Consider the following 20,951-nt stretch of genomic DNA (forward strand, 5'->3'; position numbering starts at 1 on the left):
TTATTTCACAATATAGTAACAGTATATAGATATGCATTTATACCTTTATAAATGAAAGGGAGTGGAATACCATGCGCGTGAAGGTATTACAACCTATTTATGCAAAAACAGCGAGTCAATTAGTAAACAAGGCTAGTCAATATCCTGAGACAATCTTGATAAAAAAGGATCATTGGGAAATTGATGCGAAAAGTTTGTTAGGGTTAATTGCTATATCATTGCAACCCGATCAAGAAATTGAGCTTACAGTATGCGATAGCACTAGTACAGACGGCCTTAACGCCTTGCTTTCAACTGGTTTATTTGAAAAAGTGTAAAAACATACAAAAGAATCAATTTCCTCACTAGCGAGGAAATTGATTCTTTCCATGTGTAATCTTAACTAATCTGTGCTTCCTCGTCATTATCTTTTACTAACGTGCGCTTATTGGCAACAGCACGCAAATCATTTTTCTTCAAAAGTAATTCCATGTGTTCAATCGGCATGGAACCATACCCTTTTCCATCTTTGAGGGTGAATTGCACGCAGTTTCCAATTAGTCGAATAACGGTTAACATTTCAGCTGAATTAAAATTACCTTTTATATTATCAGCTATTTGATAGTCAAAACCTTGCTTTATAGACATTAGTATCTCCTTTTTTTCTTCGGAATCAGTTAGTTTTTCTTTTCTAACCAGTATGACTACATCCTTCTTCGTTCATACATAAGCAATACTTCAAGTTGTCAGACTCTCAATCACTTCAGCTGCTACCCTCTCACCTGATTGTACAGCCCCTTCCATATACATACGCCATTCAGAGGCCGTCTCAGTTCCTGCCCAATGAATGGGACCAACGGGTTTCATAAGAGCATATCCGACATTTTTAATTACCCCTGGTGGAAAATGAGTACCATACCCACCTCGAGTCCACACATCAGAACTCCAGTCTTTCTCATAGATACTTAATGGAATAGCGGCTTTTTCTCCAAACAATTGAACTAATGCCTCCTTTACAGCGTGATGTAGCTGATCGCAACTAACCGTTTCTAGTTTTCTTGCTGCTGTCCCTCCAATGATGGCTGTTAAGACGCCTTTTTTTTCGTCTTCAGGAGAGCTATCCACCGTTAATGTCACCAAAGAATTGGCTGAATAAGACATTCCACTAAGTCCAACGCTTCTCCAAAATGGGTGACTGTACACACAAATAACCTTTATCACAGAAGGTAAACTAGCCCTTTCACTCATTTGTACATAACTTGCCGGTAAAGGAGGATTAACATTGATTTTGGATATAAAATTAGGAGGTACTGCGACAATCACTTTCTTACACGAAACCTGCTCATTTTCCGACTGGACCTTGACGTCGTTTCCATCATAATGGATACTACGAACGGGCTCGTTATAGAGAATATTCTCTTGCAATGGTTGTGTGAGTTTATGAACCAATGTACCGGCTCCCTCTTTTATCCAAAATCCTTCCGCTTCTAACAATGCCTCTACTGAACCAGCAGACTTAATACACCAAATAAAATCAAGAGCGGAAATTTCATATAAATGAGCACAAAGCAATTCTTCAATAAGCAATCGGCAAAACTCAAATGCTCGACTAGAGTAGAATTGTTCTTTTAGGAACGCTTCCAACGTAACTTCGTCTAATTGTTGAGCAACCTTTGAATTCCAAGGTTCAATTGGATTAATTTCTTTACTAATTTTATTTAGCTTACGTCTTACTTGTATCAGGTCGAACTTGGCAAAGGGGGACATGTATGGTATTTTTCCTTTTGTCGTTTTCCGTTTTCCATCTAACACAACAATCGTATCTCCATTTTGAAACGTCGGCGTTAGCTCTAAGCCATATTTCTTAATCAAATTTAACATTCTATGGTGGCTTTTCCCAACCCATTGAGCTCCGAGGTCAATCGTTACATCATCATCCGAAACTAGTGTCTTGATCCTTCCACCAGGGCGATGGCGCGCTTCCAAAATAGCAATGGAGTACCCATAATTGATAAGATCATGTGCAGCTGTTAATCCGGCTAGACCAGCCCCTACAATTGCAACATCAACGATTCTCTTATTCAAAATATCCCCCCTTTTCACCTAGCTGAATCTTTCATCAGGATACCGACATTTGAGATCTTTTATTCAAAAATTTACCTTTTCTACAAAACAAAAGAGAGCACTTAAAGGTCAACTTTCCCCTTATCAAGTACTCTCCTTCTCCAACAATCCATATTTTCTTTGAAATCTCGTTAAGATCTTCATCCATATGCCCCCAAACATTAATAAGAAGATCACATTTGACACTGCATGCATTACATCAAATAACGCACTTCCAATAAAGTAAGTGAGCAATGCTGTTATATCCAGTACCCCTTCTCCTCCTGAAAATGCCAAGAGTCCCCAAAGGTTCATAATCCAACCAAACAAAAAACCCCATACAATAGCAAATGAAATTTTGCCCCATGTCTTATTCATAATTGAACAATTCTTAAGCAATCCTGCTGTCAATCCGACTAATCCCCAAGCAAGCATTTGCCAAGGTGTCCATGGTCCTTGTCCTAAAATCATGTTAGAGGAGAGCGCAGCCACAACCCCAACAATTAAACCACTTTCTGCTCCAAACACGAAACCAGCCATCATAATGACAAAGGTTGTCGGCTGAACACTAGGGATACTGGCAAAAGGGATACGACTTACAGCTGCAATCGCCGCTAAAACAGCAAGTAAAACCATTTCACGAGGTTCTATCGCCCTCTTTTCAAAACGAACAAGAAAAATAAGGAGCGCTGCTATAATCATTCCAAAGCTTAACCACAAATAATGATCGATCCACCAAACTGAAAGAGCAACAAAAGTTGCAAGTAAAGCAAAAAGAATGACCTTTTTCAATTGTTGTCCTGGCATCGTTGAATGGCCTCCTCTAATATCACAATCTCGTCCGTTATTCCACGAAACAGCCTCTGCATCATGGTCGTGTAAAAGAAGTTCCCTTTAAAAAACTGCTTTGGAGGAGCCTCTGACGTAATATTTCCTTGAAACATCATCCCGCATGTAGTGGCATATTTTGCAGCGAATTCCACGTCATGGGTTGTCATTAAAATCGTCAGTCCTTCTTCATTCAACTTACTTAGAATCGTTGCTAAATGTTCCTTTGAAACAGGATCTAACCCTTTTGTTGGTTCATCAAGTAAAAGGATGTCAGGTTTTCTTATTAATAAACAGGCTAAAGCTGCCTTTTGAAGTTCCCCTCCACTCACATCATATGGGTGCTTATTTTTAAGGTGATCAATACCTAATTGTTCAACCAACAAGGTTGCCTCAACCTCATTTGTCATTCCCCAATGCTTCATCGTCTCCTCGATTTCTTTTCCCATTGTATCCTCAACAAAAAATAGTTTTGGATTTTGCGGCAAGTACCCGATCATTTTTATGCGATCGTTTTTACTATATGATTTTAGCTGGTTCCCCTGTAGAAATACTTTTCCTGTTTGCGGCTTATATATTCCAGAGAGCACTTTAAGAAACGTCGATTTTCCAGAACCATTCCCACCAAGTAACGCATAGATATCGCCTTGTTGTAATGAAAAATTTAGATCCTTTAGAATTACTCCCTGTTCTTTATTATATTGGTAGTATAAATTCTTAACGTGAATGGCTTCCTCTACTTTCTTTTTCTCGACCAAAACGTTTAGATCCTCTTTGATTTCTACCCCAGCTTTTTGTACCCACTTCTTCCCTTCTTTGACTGTTAAGGGAGGTTCAACTGAACGATTCATTGATAGACAGAAAGCTGGAATGGAAGGTACATATGATGATTTGCTTTCTGAACGCCAAATAACATTCATCACTTGTTTCGGGGATCCTTCAACATAGATCTGTCCTTTATCTAACATGACAATCTTATCAGCCAAAGCCATGACTTCTTCTAAACGATGTTCTGCTATAACTACCGTAATGCCAAACTCTTCATTTAACCGAACAATCATATCTAAAAATTCACGCGCACTTACTGGATCCAATTGTGCCATTGGTTCATCTAATAAAAGAATACTCGGCTGCATTAAAAGAACGGACGCTAAATTTAACTGTTGCTTTTGTCCACCAGAAAGTTCATGTGTTTTTCGATGCAACAGTGTCTCTGCACCAAAAAAATGGACCATTTCAGCAACTCGATTTCTCATCTCATTCGTGTGGAGACCGATGTTTTCTAATCCAAAGACAAGTTCATGCAAAACTTCCTCAGCCACTACTTGATTCTCGGGATCTTGAAAAACAAAGCCAATCTTACCAGGTTGTCCCGTTTCATCGACCTTATTTCCATCCAATACAATCTCTCCATCTAGTTTTCCATGAGGCTTAATTTCGTTTTTAAGCAACCGCAAAAGAGTACTCTTCCCACAGCCTGATGGACCACATAACACAACAAACTGACCTTTTTCTATTTGCAAAGAAACATTTTTCAAAGCTGGGAAGGAAGCATCTGGATACGTAAACGTTACATCTTTACACTCGATATGCGCCATTTGATATACCCTCCTCCTTCTATCATTAATGGAAATGAAACAAAAAGTAAAAACCCCGTCAAGAAATACATTTCAATCATCGTTAAGCTAAGAGAATCCATTACAGGATAGACAACTATATAACCGTAACCCATTAACCGTCCTATTAAAGTAAGACAGAACAAAAAGACAAGAATGGCCATAGAGCATATATCTCCTCTTTTGAGACGATAATGCTCATAGCTACTACGCTGCTTCCGTCCATACCCTCTCGCTTTCATTGAATCAGCCGTCTGAATGGCCTCTTCAAGCGAATAAGTTACTAGCACTTGCACATATAAAAGCCCATTTTTTGCTTTCTGTCTCCAAGTACCTTCAACAACGGAAATGCCTTTACTTTGCTGTACAGCCGTTATTTCATCTAACCTTCTTTTCATTAACGGAATAAAACGAAGAGTTAGCATAAGAAGAACAGCAAATTGCGGTAAAAATTTCGAAAAAAGATACAAAAGCTTATTCGGTGTCATCACTTCATTATAAGAAACGAATAAAGCAATGATACTCATAATCGTTAAAGCTGTCATTCCCCCATAGACAATCGCCTCTAACGTGAATCGGTGGTTGAGTATTTCAAATAACAGGTGCTGACCTCGCTCGTTAAAGAGTGGATTAATTAGGAACACAAGCAATCCGCTTGAAAGAATGAGAACCCCCCATCGCCTAACACTTCTAAACCGATCCTGGACGTAATGCACGAGCAAAATGAGAAAAAAGACAGCACTCAAACTTATTGGGTGCTGCATGAACATGATAAGGATAATGGTACCAACATAATACAAAAACGTAACAAATGGATGGAGATGGTAAAAATAGGCATTCATATTAGTTCCCCGTATAATCTTCTGTGTAAATCCACTCGATCCGATCACCATCACTTACATTCGTTGCCCCTGCGCTTCGACTCAAATTGGATCCATTTATTTTTGCAACCCAGCCACTACGAGGACCATAATCAAATTCATATATGTTTTTAATCCCCGCGACATACGCTGACGAACCTCTTCCACTATAATCAACATGAATGCTTCTTTTGCTAGCTTCATTTACCAAAACATCTAATACGGTTTCCCCGTCTTTAATCGCAACCGATGTTTGGCTAATAATGGCTCCTACATCTTTTGGACCAGAGACAATAAGAGTCACTTTTGGCTCAGCTTTTTCTTCTTTTTTCGGTTCTGATTCAGGAGTCGGCTTTGGTGTTGGCTTCTGCTCCTGTGTCACCTGTTCTTTTGGTTTCTCAGTTGAAGGTGTTTGCTTTTTTGGTTCCTTTTCATTTGTTGGTGAGATCGTCGATTTTTTCTCACTAGCGGTTTTCTCACTCGTTTCTGAAGACTTAGTAGAACTACTACTACTACTACTACTACTACTACTACTACTACTACTACTACTACTGTTATTACTTTGGTTAGTAGTTGAAGGGGGCGTGTTACTAGTCTTTTTTTCTACTGCCTTTTCTTTTACAACTTCTGCTTCTTCTCTCTTTTCCGAAGATTCTTCCGGAATTTCCTCTTCAATCTCAACTTGCTCTTCCTCTAATACATCTTCTTCAACAACATCTTCTTCAACCTCTATTTCTTCCAAAGCCTCTGTGAGCGTTTCCTCTTCTAGTTCAGCAGTTGTTTCTGCTGTACCACATCCAATTAAACTAACAACAATCAAAATGGAAAATAGGAACGTTATCATTTTTTTTCTAAGACTATTCATGAGTACCTCCTTTTGAAAAAAGAAACCCTCCTGTACAAGGACAAGAGGGCTATTTTATTGCCTGTAAATAAACTACACGTTCATTCTCTTGGATCTAGCATAAACATACAGCGCCAGTCCAACTAATAAAATGAACGTTCCTAACAACATCCAGTTATATGTGTTTGTCGCGGTAGTAGGAAGTCTGTCTCCAGTTTGTTCTGGCGAAACTTTTTTTGTTGCTCCTACTTCAGTTGAAGTTGGTTCTTCTGTGCTAGAATTAGAATCTTTCTTTGGTGCAGATTCTGCTTTCTCCTCTATTTCTTCTGTCTCTGGTTGTTTAACGACAGGTTGTTCTGGTTGTTCTGGTTGTTCTGGTTGTTCTACTTCGTTTACTGGCAAATTATACAAAGAACTGTTTCCTTGCATAAATAATTGATAAGCTACAATTCCACGGAATCCTTGCTCAGTGGAGAATGGATCACTTTCATCCCCACCTTTCCAATCAAATCCGCCATCCGAATTTTGAAAAGAAAGTAAAAACTCAATTAAACTACCTTTATCACTCGTGAATTTTACACTATGAGCATCGATTCCTAATGCGGATAAGGCAATAACGACTTGTGCAGCAGTTGAACTATTATCAACTTTTCCAGTTTGATAAGCCTCTGCTACAAATTCAAGTGCAACTTCTACAGCTAGTTCTACATGGTTATCATTCATAGATAATGCAGACATTTCACTGCTCTTAACATAAGGAGCAAGAGCTGTCAGAACCATTGATGTCGTATCAACATCACTTGTTGAGCTTAAATCCCAAGCCCAACCGCCATCATTATTTTGCTTTTCTAATAAATAATCTACTAATTTTTCACGTGTCCACTCTGCATCTTCTGGCACTTCAAAATTAGCACTATCTAATGCAATTAAACCATATATAACTCCGTTTAACCCTTGTCTAGTTACGTTGCCATTATAAATAGCTTCAACAAGATTATACCCTTCAAAATTAGTAGGGTCTCCTCCTGCAGCTAAAATTCCTAACGTATAACGCTCATAATCCGTAATGTTTCTAAAATGTCCTTCTGCTTCCGTTATTTCTTGTTTCACTTTTTCTAAATAACGATTCGGAATCGTTTTCCCCGCTTGTTTTAATGCTACAGCTTGCCATTCACCAATTGTACCAGCTAGGATGTAGTCACTTGCTGCATCAACAGATGTTTTAACAAGCTCTTGATCGAAACTAGGCTGAGTCTCTTCTTTTACTTCTTCTTGCTTTTCTTCGGCTTGTTCTTCTTCCGTTACACCTTGTTCATGTTCCTCTACTAATTCCTCAGACGGTTCCCAAGACTCATACTTAAAGGAGATTTCATCTCCATCTTCTAGTACATAGCTGCCTGCTCCAACTTGAGCAGACTCACCATTAATATATAATGCCCAGTAATACGTCCCTTCTGCCTCTACCCCACCAATTCCATGAATCATCGGTCCATATTGTTCATGAATGCTGAAGTCTACATCTTCTACCATGACCGTTAATAATTGAAAAGCTGTTGCCCCTTCAATAAAAGGTGTACTAGCTGGTTCAAAAATCGTATTTTCGTTTCCAATAACTGTAATAGACGCACTATTGGATGTTGTCGTCCAGTCAACATATTTAAACGTTAATTGATCTCCTGCTTGAACGACATAACTATCTGCACCTACATATGAGCTAATGCCATTAATATAGAAAGCCCAATAATATGTATCTTCCGCTTCTACACCTTTAATGGAGGTAATATATTTCCCCCACGTTTGATCTTCATATTGAACATGTTCTTCTCCAACTACTTTCAGAAGAATGTCAAAAGCTGTATCTCCATCTTCCAAAACAAAATCGGTTGGATCAACTACAACCTCATTATCTCCAACTATTTTAATTGTTTCATTGTTAGAATTTGCGAATGTAGCTGTTGGAATTCCACCAAAAGCAAGTACAAACACTAATAAAAAGCTCACAAACAAATTTGTAACACTCTTCATTCTCTTCTCTCCCTAATCTGATTTATTTATTTTGGCATAAAAAAAACCTCTTAATAGAGGTGAAGACGTTAAGGAGCAGAAATGAAACAAAACTATTTCCGTCTTAACACCCTTCTATCCTCGTAGAACGTGGTGAAAATAAAAATAGGCAGGTTTCCTGGCTCATGATCATCGCTCCCTATGCCTTCCCATCTACTTAGACAGTGACATGTTATAGGTTGCTCTCATTTACAGTGGCGGGACCGCGTTGGCTTTTAACCAAACTTCCCTATTAAGCTAGAAGAATCATTCGATTGTTCTAGCACCTATTTATATTACATATTTTTATGTCGACATTATTATACAAAAAAACAGATAGATTTGTATATATTTTTTTAGGCACTGATAGAAGAGGGGTCTGACCCTTACCCCCAGGGGGTAAGGGTCAGACCCCTCTTTAGTGTACTAAATTGAACGCTCTGCATTGATATAGCCGGCACCATAAATGTTCCGGTCTCTGTTATTCCATAAATCTGTTCCATTTTTAAGTCGTTGTTTCACTTCCTCTGGTGTCAAATCTGGATGTTGTTGTAACATTTGTGCGACAATCCCGGCGCAAATAGGAGTGGCCATTGACGTTCCTGATAGAACAAAATAATCTGTATTAATTCTGCTTCCTTTTTGTAATTTATCTAAATATGATCTAGGCGACCTTAATGAAACAATGTTTACACCCGGGGCAAGTATATCAGGACTTTGACTACCATATATCGTTGGTCCTCGGCTTGAGAAATTTGCAACGACATCATCACTCCGGTCTACCGTATCCCGATCATCAAGGGCACCAACAGTAATGACCCTTTCGCTTACACCCGGACTCGCAATCGTGTATGGATCAGGTCCCGAATTCCCAGCGGCTACACAAACAACGATTCCTCTTTCCCACGCTTGCTCGACTATACGTACCATTGGATCATCAGAGACATGTTCATACTGCTGTGCAGGGGCACCTAATGACAGATTTATTACGTGTATTGGTTGATTTGGATTGCGATTGTTATAGTCGATACACCATTGTACACCTTGCATGACCGTTTCAAGGGAACCAGATCCAACCTTATTCAATACTTTGACCCCAACTACATTAGCTTCAGGAGCAGGTCCCATGTACATGCCATTTGACGCTGCCCCATTACCAACAGCATCCCCAGCACAATGAGTTCCATGCCCATTATCGTCATATGGCTCGCTTCTTTGATTAATAAAATCAACGAAATCAACAATCCTTCCCGAGAGATCTTGATGAGGATGAATTCCTGTATCTAACACTGCAACAGTCACTCCTCTTCCAGTTAGCACTCTCTCATTCCGAATCACGTTTCTCGCATTTGCAGAGCTGACAGCTGTATTAAGCAAAGCTTGAACTTCTCGATTCAAAGAAATTTTCTTAATTTGAGGACAACCTTCCAGAAGCTCCTCTAGTACGGCAGGAGTTAAATCCGCACTACAACAAGATATAGCAGAAAATTCATTTCTCATTTTACTCCCGAAATGCCTATTAAAAATTTGATTCATATTTAAGCAGCCTTCTTTGTAGCAACCACCTTTAAATTCTATAATCACGCTCATTCTTCGAGTTCTTTTCATTGCTCCTTCTACCATCTTATGCAAAAAACAAGGCGTCCACTTAAATGGTTTGTAAAGGTGTAAAACCTTCTCACGTAACGGCTTATCCATTTTATGAGCATAAGATCGAACCATTTGCACCATTTGAAAGCCAAACACTTCTCATACCTCCTTTAAATTTAAGATCATAGTAATCTATGAAGGTCAAAGGAAGTTTGGCGCAGTACTTGTCTCTCTCTAGTAAAAATATGCTCGTAACTATAGTAAAAATAACTAGTAGACAGCAAAAAAGAAGGTGTTCCATGGCTTACTAGACCATTAGAACACCTTTTTGCGATTGTTACACACCTTTATACGCTAAACGATAGACTTCTGCTAACTCTTTTACTAATGGCAATTTTGGATTTGCCGTTGTACATTGATCTTCAAATGCACGTTCTGCTAAATATTCTACTTTGCTTTCGAATACTTTTTCATCGACGCCATTCTCTTTAATACTCATTGGAATATCCATTTCTTTTGCAAGTTTAATAATCGCTTGAACGAGGCTTTCTACTCCTTCTGCTGTTGTAGCAGCTGGTAAACCCAGTATTCTTGCAATCTCCGCATAGCGCTTGTCTGCCACAAAATGCTCGTATTTAGGGAAGGCAGCAAATTTAGTTGGTTTCATTGCGTTATAGCGTATTACATGTGGCATTAAAATAGTGTTTGAACGTCCGTGTGCAATATGGAATTCAGCCCCTAATTTATGTGCCAAGCTATGGTTAATGCCGAGGAATGCATTCGCAAAGGCCATCCCAGCAATAGTGGAAGCATTATGCATTTTTTCACGCGCTACCTCATCGTTGCCATTTCGATAAGCACGAGGTAAATACTCAAATACTAGTTGAATGGCTTTAATCGCAAGACCATCTGTATAGTCATTAGCCATGATAGAAACATAGGCCTCAATCGCATGTGTTAATACATCCATTCCCGTATCAGCTGTTACATGTTTGGGAACCGTCATGACAAATTGCGGATCAATAATAGCCACATCAGGAGTTAATTCATAATCAGCTAGCGGATATTTGATGTTTTGTTTTTTATCTGTGATAACAGAGAATGATGTAACCTCAGATCCAGTTCCAGACGTTGTCGGAATAGCAACAAATTGCGCCATACTACCTAACTTCGGATATTTAAATACGCGTTTACGAATGTCTAAAAACTTCTGCTTTAACCCAACAAAGTCAGTGTCTGGATGCTCATAAAATAACCACATTCCTTTTGCTGCATCCATTGCAGATCCACCACCAAGTGCAATAATGCAATCTGGTTCAAAACTTCTCATCATCTCTGCCCCTTTTTCCACTGTTTCAATAGATGGATCAGGCTCTACTTCAGAGAAGACTTCACAATGAACATAGTCTGGTCTTTGACGTAAATAATGTAACACCTTATCAACATATCCTAGTTTTACCATACCAGGATCTGTCACAATAAACGCTTTCGTAATGTTAGGCATTACGGCTAAATATTGTGTTGAATGTTTTTCAAAATAAACTTTTGGTGGGATTTTAAACCATTGCATATTAGCATTTCTCCGTGCTACTTTTTTGACATTAATTAAATTCACTGTTCCAACATTTGAAGAGACAGAGTTTTTTCCATAAGATCCACAACCTAGTGTAAGAGACGGCAAGAAGGCATTATAGATGTCTCCAATTGCACCTTGAGAAGAAGGAGCATTGGCAATGATTCGGCAAGCCTTCATTCTTAATCCAAATTGTTTCACTATATCTTCATTATTTGTATGAATAACAGCAGAATGACCAAGGCCACCAAACTCTAACATTTCTTCCGCTCGTCTCATCCCCTCTTCTGTAGAGCGAGCACGGTAACAAGCTAAAACCGGACTAAGCTTTTCTCTTGATAATGGAAACTCAGGTCCAACACCTTTTAATTCAGCAAGTAAAATTTTTGTATCTTCAGGAACTGTTACACCAGCAAGGTTGGCAATAAAAGCAGCTGACTTCCCAACGATATCTGCATTTACTGCGCATGTTGTTTCATTAATCACTAACTTCTCAACTTTTGCTCGTTCTTCTTCGTTTAAGAAATAACATTTATTATTTTTCATTTCTTGTTTCACTTCTTGATAAATCGCATCATCAATAATAACAGCCTGCTCAGATGCACAAATCATCCCATTATCAAATGTCTTAGAAAGAATTAAATCATTAACAGCACGTTTTACATTTGCTGTTTTTTCAATGTAGCAAGGTACATTCCCTGGCCCTACTCCAAGTGCAGGCTTTCCAGTACTATAGGCTGACTTGACCATTCCTGCTCCACCAGTTGCTAGAACAAGTGCTGTACCTTCATGATTCATTAGTGCTTTCGTTGCCTCAATAGATGGAGCTTCAATCCACTGAATACAATGTTCTGGTGCACCAGCTAAAATCGCCGCATCTCGTAAGATTCTTGCTGCTTCACTGCTACATTTTTGAGCAGATGGATGAAACGCAAATATAATCGGGTTTCTTGTTTTTATCGAGATGAGTGCTTTAAACATCGTTGTAGATGTTGGGTTAGTAACAGGAGTTACACCAGCTACGACACCAACTGGTTCTGCAATTTGAATTAAACCATCATGTTCATTTTCATCGATAATACCGACTGTTTTATCGTATTTGATGTTATGATAAACATATTCTGTTGAAAATAAATTTTTAATAATCTTATCTTCATACACTCCACGTTTTGTTTCATTTACAGCAAGCTTCGCTAACTCCATATGATGTTCAAGACCAGCCAACGCCATCTTTTTAACAATTTCATCTATCTGCTCTTGGTCAAATGATAAAAATTCTTTTAACGCTTTTTGGCCATTTCCAACTAATTGATCCACTGTCTTTAGAACATCTGTTTTTTCAACCATTTTCTTTTGATCTACAACCATGTTTAAACCCCTCCGTTTGTGAAACATTTCACATAATTGTTTTTAAAAAAAGCTACGCACAATATGGATTTCTTGGAATCTTCGTAACAGATATATCAGCAATCATTCTAGTACCTTTTTTTATAAGACAAACATAATTTGTAGTCCATACATATGCAGGAATTTGTTCATCATCTTCAAACATCATCGCTTCAAACTCATCATTAACTAGCTCTTCAAAATCAGCTTGTGTGTAAGTCTCAGTATCTGTCTGGAAATCTCTCCATTCACATAACATCATTTCCTTCTCCTCCTAACCTGTTATTGTGTTTTCTTTCTACATTGATCTTACTCTTCTTACAGAATTTAGAATGTGATATTTGTCACAAAAAAAGAGATTTCCCCCAAAAAAATTTCTGTTTCTTTCTTAGATATTTTTTAGGCAAAAGCCCTGTCAAAATCAACGATCTTACATAGGGTAATAAAGTCATCTAGACGAAAACCCTAAAAGAGGAGAGCTGTTATATGTATCCTTTTACTTCTAACCATAGTACTATAAACGAGCCTTTATCATATCCTTATCATTACTATCGCCAAACACAACCTGATTTTACGAGGCAACAAACGTTGGAAGAAAGAGTCGCTCAATTAGAAAGTCAGATCCAACAACAAGTAGCAGAACTAACTCGTCAAAATCAAGAAATTCAACGCTTGAACGGAGAAATCAGTAGGGTAAACGAGGAAATCATACGGTTAAATCAAAATGATGAACGGCATTTTAATCGAATGACAAGATTAAATCAACGTTTACGTAACGTGGAAAGAAGCCTAAACATTCCCTATACTGCTGGTGAAGACGGTTTTTAATTATCATCTATTTCTCGAGAGAAGAAGTCTCTTCTCTCGAGTCTTATCTAATACAGCTACTTTTTATTTTACATGTTAGCATCTTCACTGAGTAACGTAACTCTCGCTCCAGTTATTCCCACTCGCTTGAGCTACTAACTCTAACTGATAGATTCGTGTCTTAAATAAAGTTAATGGATCATTATACTTTTTTGGATTCGCTCTTAATATGTTGAGTTCTTCGGTATAATGATTGATTGCACTCTCCGCTTCTATAATGGCTTCATTTAATTGTCGGAACGGACTACTAAAAAACATTTTCATATCTCTTTCTAATGCTTTTCCAAATAAATCAAACTGGAGCATGTACTGACTGATAATGGAGTCTGTTACTTGTTTGTAATCTTCATTTTCAATAAACTTCTTATACATTTTTTCTACCATTGATTTATTACTTGGAAGAACCCCAAATAATTTCCCTGAACTCTTTAATAAAAGTTGTGAAGGGGTTACTCTAAGCAAGATATTCATATTTTCTACATGTACACCGTAGTTCATTCGGTCGATATCCCGATACCAATCATCAAGAATTCGGAAATCGCCTTGAAATTTAAAATGATCGTTCTGATATAAACGATTAAATCCATCTGTCATATCCTTTAAATATGCCTGACTCTGAATGAATTCGACATTCCCAATTTCTAACCATTGCTGCAATGAATTCGCAAATTTCGGGACAAATGTTTGTTGTAAGTACTGCTGAATTTCCTCATTCATCTTTCTGTTAAGCTCGATATGAATTTGTTTGAAATTGCTACTTTCATTCACAAAACGTGAACACGCTTGTAACGTTTTAGGAATCCTCACTTTGAGCTCGTCTTTCATTTCTTTCATAATAACTTCATATGATTCTTTAATATGCTGAATCTTTTCTTTTTCAATGTCTGATAATTGATTGTTTGCACCTGTTAATTTTAAAATCGCTTCCTCGTTCCACGTAATTTCTTCCAATAATTGTTTTTCCCTTTTCACTCGTTTTTCTAACAAGAGTTCAATTGCTCGTTTGCTAATCTTTAATATCTTTTGATTTCTCTCGCCTGTACGTTCCTTATTTTTACTAAGTTGTTTTAAACATACATGTAAGCCGTCTTTTAAATCAAACATTTGTGAAAGTGGGAATGAGTCTTTTATTCTCTCTTCTAATTGTGTAACAATTCTCTCTACTTCTTGTTCCGTGTAAATCGTATTCATTTTTGTAACGATAAAGTCAATAGCAATGGTCGGATCATTTCTTTGTATTTTCTCAAGTAAGAGTAAATCCGATTCAAAACTCAGTGTATTAATATCTATCACATATAGAATCCTATCAGCTATATTGACATATGTCTCCATTTCATCAATTGATTTTGTAGTTAGAATCTCAAGGTTATTATTTTTTAAAAAGGATGATGGCACTGAATGGGCAACTAGCTTTCTAGAGAGACTTTGTTCGATCCAATCATCATCAAGTGGAAGCCAATCCCCGCTTTCTAAAATCTCAGAATACATAGAATCAGAACCATAGCGATAAAGAATCGTTTTAGCTTCATTAATGTCCTCCTGTCCGAGTACATTGCGGAGCAGCTGCGATTTTCCTTCCGTATGTTCACCTGCGATCATTACATGGTTCATTTCTAAGTCCATTACGTGTTCGACCATCCATGGAACACGCTCACCAATTTGAATCCCATGTTCATTTGCCCATTTTACGATAGAGTTAAATACATCTATACTTGGGAGAAAACCATCTGTTGGCGTTTTACTTGCATGAGCCCAAATGGCTTCTGCCTCTTTTACAACAGACCCTTCTATCCCCTCTGAAATAATTTGATTCCAGGATAGAACAGCCGTAGCTGGAAGCAATGCTTGAGACTTTTTAGTTATTTTTAACCAGTTTGTTAATATAGTAGAGACTATTGAAGAAATATCTTCAATTAAATATGTTCCCTCACTAATCAGATCAGAGTAAGTCTCTTCATATACCTTTGACAGTTCTTGTAATGAAATATCTTGAAAACTCATTTCCGATAAGAGCTGATTGAATTCCGTCAACCACGAGAAGTAATACTCTCCATGTTGATAGCTTTTCCAAAAAGCAACAGATATTTTTTCAAATTTCTCTATATCTACTAAAAACAACGTTTGTAATAGCTTCGTAAAATAATTTGGTTCGATCGCTTTAGTTAATCCTTTGTCTATATAATCACTCACTATATTAAACCAATCCATTGACTCTGTTCGGATCGCTTCTTGTATCGCTAATTCAATCGCACTATCCCAATCTCTATGCTCCTCAAAGAACGTACGAGCGATTTCAGTAACTGTAAGATAATCTGGATTTAAAGCAACAACTTGTTTGATCACTTCTGCAGCTTGCTCCAATTGAGATTGTTCCATATAAAGGGAAAAAAGTTGTAATTGTACTTCTGAAGCAAGAGTAACATTATCTGTATGTATAGCTAAATATTCCTCTTCTGCTTTTACTAGATAGCCCAATTCATAGTAACTATCGGCAATATTTTTCTTTGCCCAAGGAACAAACTCATTTTCTACTTTTTCCCATTTAAATATAGCTGATTCATAATCTTTATGATGATAGTAGACTTCTCCTTGTGCGAAACGAATAAAACATTCATTTCCACCTTCTTCTTTCTGCGTCTCGTCTAACATAGCCTCTGCCAGTATTGAAATAGGATTAGTTTCCTTGTTCATTATCAATTGTTTATAGTAATGCTTCTTGATCAGTTCATTCTCTTTTTTCATAAGTCGCATCCTTTCTTGCTGTAGAATATGTCTAATCAATTTTATTAAGTCGTTTCAAACAATATTCAGTTATTGTAACAAAGTTTTTTTGAATATCGATGTCAGTTTAATTTCATTTGAACTACAAAACTATGTAAAATATTTAATTCTATTAAATAGTTTTACATATTCCCACTTAGAAAAGCATAAAAAACCTGCACCCATAAAGGATGCAGGTTTACTTTTAAGCTGCTTTATTTACATCTTCATCTAATTTAAAGTTTTCTACGGCACGATTTAACTTAATCTTATAAGCAAACAATCCTAAAATAATAACAGTACCGATCGTTGCGGCTATATACGCTGTTGTCATTGGCAACCCAAATCCAATTGGGGCATTGAAAATAAATGTTAAGGAAACCATGGTCATAAAAGTTGCCGGTATCGTAGCCACCCAATGGAATTTATGTTGGATTGCTAAGTACATTGCCCCTACGAATAAGGCAATCGCACTAATGGCCGCATTTGTTACACCAAAATATCTCCACAATAGTGTAAAGTCCATTGTTGTTAAAATAAATGAAATAACAAATAACGGTAATGCGATCCATAAACGACTCGCAATCTTAAGCTGTGGAACTTTTATATAATCGGCAATAATCATACGAGCTGAACGGAAAGCTGTGTCTCCTGACGTAATTGGAAGTACAATAACTCCAAGTACGGCTAACGTTCCTCCAATCGCTCCAAGCAACGTGAACGCCACTTCACTTACAACAAGACCAGCGCCACCAGAAGCAATTAGTGCAGATAAATCAGTTCCATAGAAAAGGCTCATTGCTGCAGCTGCCCAAATCATTGCGATAATTCCTTCAACAATCATCATGCCGTAAAATACTTTGCGTCCGTTTTGTTCATTTTGAAGGGTTCTAGAAATAATCGGTGATTGTGTTGCATGAAACCCAGAAATGGCTCCACACGCTATCGTAATCATTAAAATTGGAAAAACTGCTGTTCCAGCTGGATGCATGTTTTCAAGAGTCAACTCTGGAATAGGTGCTCCAGTGATTACTAACATACCTCCAATACCAATCGCACTAATAACAAGTAACGCTCCTAATATTGGATAAACTTTTCCGATAATCTTATCAACTGGAAGCATCGTAGCTAAAATATAATAAGCAAAAATAACCGCTGTAATAATGCCAAGTCCAATCCAACCACCCATTAAGTTAAATAATAACCCTGCAGGCGCAGTGACGAAAACGGTTCCAACAAGAAGCAATAAAAGAACAGCAATCGCATTTACAATATGCTTCATAGACTTACCTAGAAACTTCCCTGCTAATTGAGGCAAATGAGCTCCTTTGTTACGGATCGAAATCATCCCAGTTAAGTAATCATGAACCGCACCAGCAAAGATGCAACCGACAACAATCCAAATAAAAGCAACAGGTCCGTAAAGCGCTCCCATAATAGGACCAAAAATAGGACCTACACCAGCAATGTTCAAAAGCTGAATTAACGAATTTCGATTTGTTCCCATAGGGATATAGTCGACACCGTCTTTCATGCTATAAGCTGGAGTGGGTCTAGATTCTTTTACTCCAAACATTTTTTCAATAAATTTACCATAGGTGAAATAAGCTATAATTAATAGTGCGATAGATAGTAAAAAAGTAATCATTTATAAGCACCTCTTTCTTTTTGAATACGCTTTCATTATATCGTGACACACCCTAGTTGTGTCGATTTTGTGATAACGTGTCAGAAGAGATACCTAACATGTAAAAAAAGTAGTCTAACATGCAACATTTATAACTCTAATTGTTCTCTCAACGCTTTTACGTAATTACGACTAACTGGAATTTCCTCCTTTCTACCAACGACTTTCACTTGAAATGCCCCGTTAAACCAAGGGATTAGTTCCTCCACTTTATCTAAATTGACTAAATAACTTTTATGTGTTCGAAAAAACGGATACGCACGTAATTTCTCTTCTAATTCTTTAATCGGAGTTCGTAATCGAAAGGTACGGTCTTTTGTACAAATAATCGTTTCTCGCTCCTCTCGAAACAAATAGGTTATATCTTTGGGAGGAATATAAACAATTCGTCCATCATCCTCGACAGCTAACTTCCCAACAGCTGCTGTCGATTTCTCTTTTTCCTTAAAATCTGTATTATGTAAGCGCTCCTTGATTCGCCCAATAACATCCTCAATCTGTTCTTCATCAAATGGTTTCACCAAGTAATCTAAAGCTTGAACACGAAAGGCTTTAACTGCATAATCGGCATAAGCCGTTGCAAAAATAATGAGCGGCGCCTGTTTCATATTAGTAAGTGCTTTCGCCAACTCCAATCCTGACATCTGTGGCATTTCAATGTCAACGAATACAACGTCAGGTTCATTCCTCATTACGATTTCTAATCCTTTTTCCCCTGAGTCTGCTTCGCCAATTATCTCTATATCCTCATATTCCTTCAATAAAAAAGTTAGTTCATCACGACTATATGGTTCATCATCTATGATGATTGTTTTAATTTTCTTCATCAGATATTCCTCCTCCTTTTAACGGCAGTAAAAAGGAAATAGTGGTACCCTTACTTTGTTCACTTTCCACTTTTAACGTTGCCTTTGTACCGTACATCATTTCTAGTCTTCGGTTAATATTAAACAATCCAATTCCTGTTCCTGTTTTTGAACGAACCTTCTCACTACCTATCTCTTGTAACCTGCCTTCCTCTATTCCTTTCCCATTATCTTTAATAGACACTAACACAGCGTCTTGTTCTGTTTTTATCTCAATAGACAAAAGGCTATCATCATGTAATGGTTTTAAACCATGCTTAATGGCATTTTCCACAATTGGTTGCAATGTCATTGGTGGGATCGTAATAGGTAGTGCATCTTCATCAATATGATAGGAAACCGATAACTTATCAGAGAAACGTGTTTGTTCTATTTCTAGATACGCTTTTACATGCTTTATTTCTTCCTCCAACGATGTCTCAATCGCTGTTGTTCCTGCTAAATTTTGTCTAAAAAAATGAGAAAGAGCAATCAACAACTTTCTAGCTTTCTTCGGGTCTGTTCTCACTAATGCAACAATAGTATTTAGCGCATTAAACAAAAAGTGCGGACTCACTTGGGCCTGTAGTGCTTTAATTTCCGCCTGCTTCGCAAGTTCTAGATGCCGATCAACTTCAGATAACTCAAGCTGATGACTCAGTAATGTTGATAAACCTTTGCTTAATTCAATAGTAGTCGGAGACGGTCCTTTCTCAGACTTGAAATAAAATTTTAACGTTCCAATTGTCTGTTCTTTCACTTTTAAAGGAGCAATGATTGCAGAATTTAATAAACAATTCTCTACTCCACAATCGATCTCATCTTGTTTTGCTATAACAAGCTCTCCTTCTTTAAGCACTCGTCTCGTAGCAATTGTCTTTACCTTTTTATTCGGAAAATGATGATCCTTTCCCACGCCTTCAAAAGCAAGAATTTTTTCATGGTCAGTAATAGAAACCGCATCAACTCGAATTTCGTTTAAGAGGATTTGGCACGTCGGCAATGCAGATTTCTCAGTTAACCCTTTTCGTAAATACTTTAAGGTTAGATCAGCTAACTTCAAAGCTTTTTGGGCTTGAAGTGAGCCCATTTTCTCTTCTTCTTGAATCACATTGCGAATAATAAGAATAAAGATAGCTGCTCCTATTCCATTTGCTATAATCATCGGTATTCCAATATCTTGCACCAAAATCCATGCCCGATCGAATGGCCTAGCAATAAGTAATATAATACCCATTTGTACAGCTTCCGCAAGCATTCCTACCACTAGAGCTGTTTGCAAAGAGATAATTCGATGGTTTTTATTTTGCTTATAAAAGTAACCCGCCATTGCCCCAGCAATAATGGTTGATAACCCACAAGCGAATCCTGTAAATCCGCCCAACAGGTACCTGTGTATCCCCGCAATGAGTCCTGCTCCAACTCCTACTTTCCATCCTCCTAACAAACCAGCCACCACAACCCCAATGACTCGTGAATTAGCAATTGCTTCTCCTTCTCCTAAATCAATGACCCAACGGAAATAAGTTGCTTGTTCTGGATTTACTTTTAATCCTGTATATGTACCAATAATGCCAAACAAGCCAAAAATAACAACCACGCTTATTTGAGACTTGCGCGAAAGCTCGCGTTTTTCTATTAAATGTCGAACAAATTTAAAACGAGTCATAACAAAAGCAACTGTCACAATAATTCCTAATCGCTCAAGCATAACTAAAATAAGTTCCCACATACCCCTAACTCCCCAAATTGTAATGAGTTTCCTACTTATTAAAATAACACGACTCTTTGCAGAAAAAAAATTGTTCAGCTATCTGTCTCAGTATCCTTCTTTTTTTCTATATATGTTTGACAAACAAGGGCGATCTCCTCAATTTTCTATAAATGGTTTCACGTAGAGACAAACACCCTGCCACTACTAGACCTTCATCCATAGAATGGAGAGAAAGTCACAAAAAGGAGGACCAATG

Annotated in this window: 16 protein-coding genes and 1 riboswitch; of the genes, 2 read left to right on the forward strand and 14 right to left on the reverse strand. The window is 37.6% G+C overall.

What is annotated here, in order from left to right; all coding sequences use genetic code 11:
* The first annotated feature begins 71 nt into the window (after positions 1-71).
* Positions 72-317, forward strand: coding sequence for an HPr family phosphocarrier protein (locus N0O92_RS05860; protein WP_315613724.1), 246 nt, complete (start codon positions 72-74; stop codon positions 315-317).
* 61 nt (positions 318-378) lie between these two features.
* On the opposite strand, the gene N0O92_RS05865 is transcribed toward N0O92_RS05860, so the two are convergent.
* The 10 genes from N0O92_RS05865 to N0O92_RS05910 all read right to left on the reverse strand — a co-directional run bounded on the left by N0O92_RS05865 (position 379) and on the right by N0O92_RS05910 (position 13,084).
* Positions 379-627: a hypothetical protein gene (locus N0O92_RS05865; protein ID WP_315613725.1), complete on the reverse strand. Its 249-nt coding sequence runs from the start codon at positions 625-627 to the stop codon at positions 379-381.
* A 90-nt stretch (positions 628-717) separates the two neighbouring features.
* Entirely contained in the window at positions 718-2,064 is a 1,347-nt protein-coding gene (locus N0O92_RS05870) for a flavin monoamine oxidase family protein (RefSeq protein WP_315613726.1), read from the reverse strand.
* 123 nt (positions 2,065-2,187) lie between these two features.
* Positions 2,188-2,889: an ECF transporter S component gene (locus N0O92_RS05875; RefSeq protein WP_315613727.1), complete on the reverse strand. Its 702-nt coding sequence runs from the start codon at positions 2,887-2,889 to the stop codon at positions 2,188-2,190.
* Entirely contained in the window at positions 2,871-4,508 is a 1,638-nt protein-coding gene (locus tag N0O92_RS05880; RefSeq protein ID WP_315613728.1) for an ABC transporter ATP-binding protein, read from the reverse strand. The genes N0O92_RS05875 and N0O92_RS05880 overlap by 19 nt, the downstream gene beginning before the upstream one ends.
* Positions 4,481-5,368, reverse strand: a complete 888-nt coding sequence (locus N0O92_RS05885) for an energy-coupling factor transporter transmembrane component T (protein ID WP_315613729.1) — start codon at positions 5,366-5,368, stop codon at positions 4,481-4,483. The genes N0O92_RS05880 and N0O92_RS05885 overlap by 28 nt, the downstream gene beginning before the upstream one ends.
* 1 nt (position 5,369) lies before the next feature.
* Positions 5,370-6,251: a DUF4430 domain-containing protein gene (locus N0O92_RS05890; protein ID WP_315613730.1), complete on the reverse strand. Its 882-nt coding sequence runs from the start codon at positions 6,249-6,251 to the stop codon at positions 5,370-5,372.
* Between the two features lie 72 nt (positions 6,252-6,323).
* A complete protein-coding gene (locus N0O92_RS05895; protein WP_315613731.1) occupies positions 6,324-8,255 on the reverse strand; it encodes a DUF4430 domain-containing protein in 1,932 nt (643 codons plus the stop codon).
* 130 nt (positions 8,256-8,385) lie between these two features.
* Positions 8,386-8,579: riboswitch (cobalamin riboswitch) on the reverse strand.
* A 120-nt stretch (positions 8,580-8,699) separates the two neighbouring features.
* Complete coding sequence (locus N0O92_RS05900) at positions 8,700-10,019, reverse strand: S8 family peptidase (protein WP_315613732.1); 1,320 nt, start codon at positions 10,017-10,019, stop codon at positions 8,700-8,702.
* Between the two features lie 181 nt (positions 10,020-10,200).
* The gene (adhE, locus tag N0O92_RS05905; protein ID WP_315613733.1) at positions 10,201-12,804 is read right to left on the reverse strand and encodes a bifunctional acetaldehyde-CoA/alcohol dehydrogenase; all 2,604 of its coding nucleotides are present in this window, start codon (positions 12,802-12,804) and stop codon (positions 10,201-10,203) included.
* 52 nt (positions 12,805-12,856) lie between these two features.
* The gene (locus tag N0O92_RS05910) at positions 12,857-13,084 is read right to left on the reverse strand and encodes a hypothetical protein (protein WP_315613734.1); all 228 of its coding nucleotides are present in this window, start codon (positions 13,082-13,084) and stop codon (positions 12,857-12,859) included.
* Between the two features lie 224 nt (positions 13,085-13,308).
* Here N0O92_RS05910 and N0O92_RS05915 point away from each other — a divergent pair, with 224 nt between their 5' ends.
* Positions 13,309-13,650 (forward strand): hypothetical protein, encoded by a 342-nt coding sequence (locus N0O92_RS05915; protein ID WP_315613735.1) that lies wholly within the window; start codon positions 13,309-13,311, stop codon positions 13,648-13,650.
* Between the two features lie 84 nt (positions 13,651-13,734).
* Here the strand turns inward: N0O92_RS05915 and N0O92_RS05920 are convergent, their stop codons facing one another.
* From N0O92_RS05920 to N0O92_RS05935, 4 genes are all read right to left on the reverse strand, one after another.
* Entirely contained in the window at positions 13,735-16,431 is a 2,697-nt protein-coding gene (locus tag N0O92_RS05920) for a GTP-binding protein (RefSeq protein WP_315613736.1), read from the reverse strand.
* Positions 16,432-16,654: 223 nt separating this feature from the next.
* Positions 16,655-18,097 carry a carbon starvation CstA family protein gene (locus N0O92_RS05925; RefSeq protein ID WP_315613737.1) on the reverse strand — a complete coding sequence of 481 codons (1,443 nt, stop codon included), beginning with the start codon at positions 18,095-18,097 and terminating at the stop codon, positions 16,655-16,657.
* Positions 18,098-18,225: 128 nt separating this feature from the next.
* Complete coding sequence (locus N0O92_RS05930; protein WP_315613738.1) at positions 18,226-18,963, reverse strand: LytR/AlgR family response regulator transcription factor; 738 nt, start codon at positions 18,961-18,963, stop codon at positions 18,226-18,228.
* Positions 18,950-20,713: a LytS/YhcK type 5TM receptor domain-containing protein gene (locus tag N0O92_RS05935; RefSeq protein WP_315613739.1), complete on the reverse strand. Its 1,764-nt coding sequence runs from the start codon at positions 20,711-20,713 to the stop codon at positions 18,950-18,952. The genes N0O92_RS05930 and N0O92_RS05935 overlap by 14 nt, the downstream gene beginning before the upstream one ends.
* Positions 20,714-20,951: the final 238 nt, after the last annotated feature.

The organism is Alkalihalobacillus sp. MEB130 (genome assembly GCF_032335535.1).
Classification (GTDB): domain Bacteria; phylum Bacillota; class Bacilli; order Bacillales; family Bacillaceae_D; genus Halalkalibacter.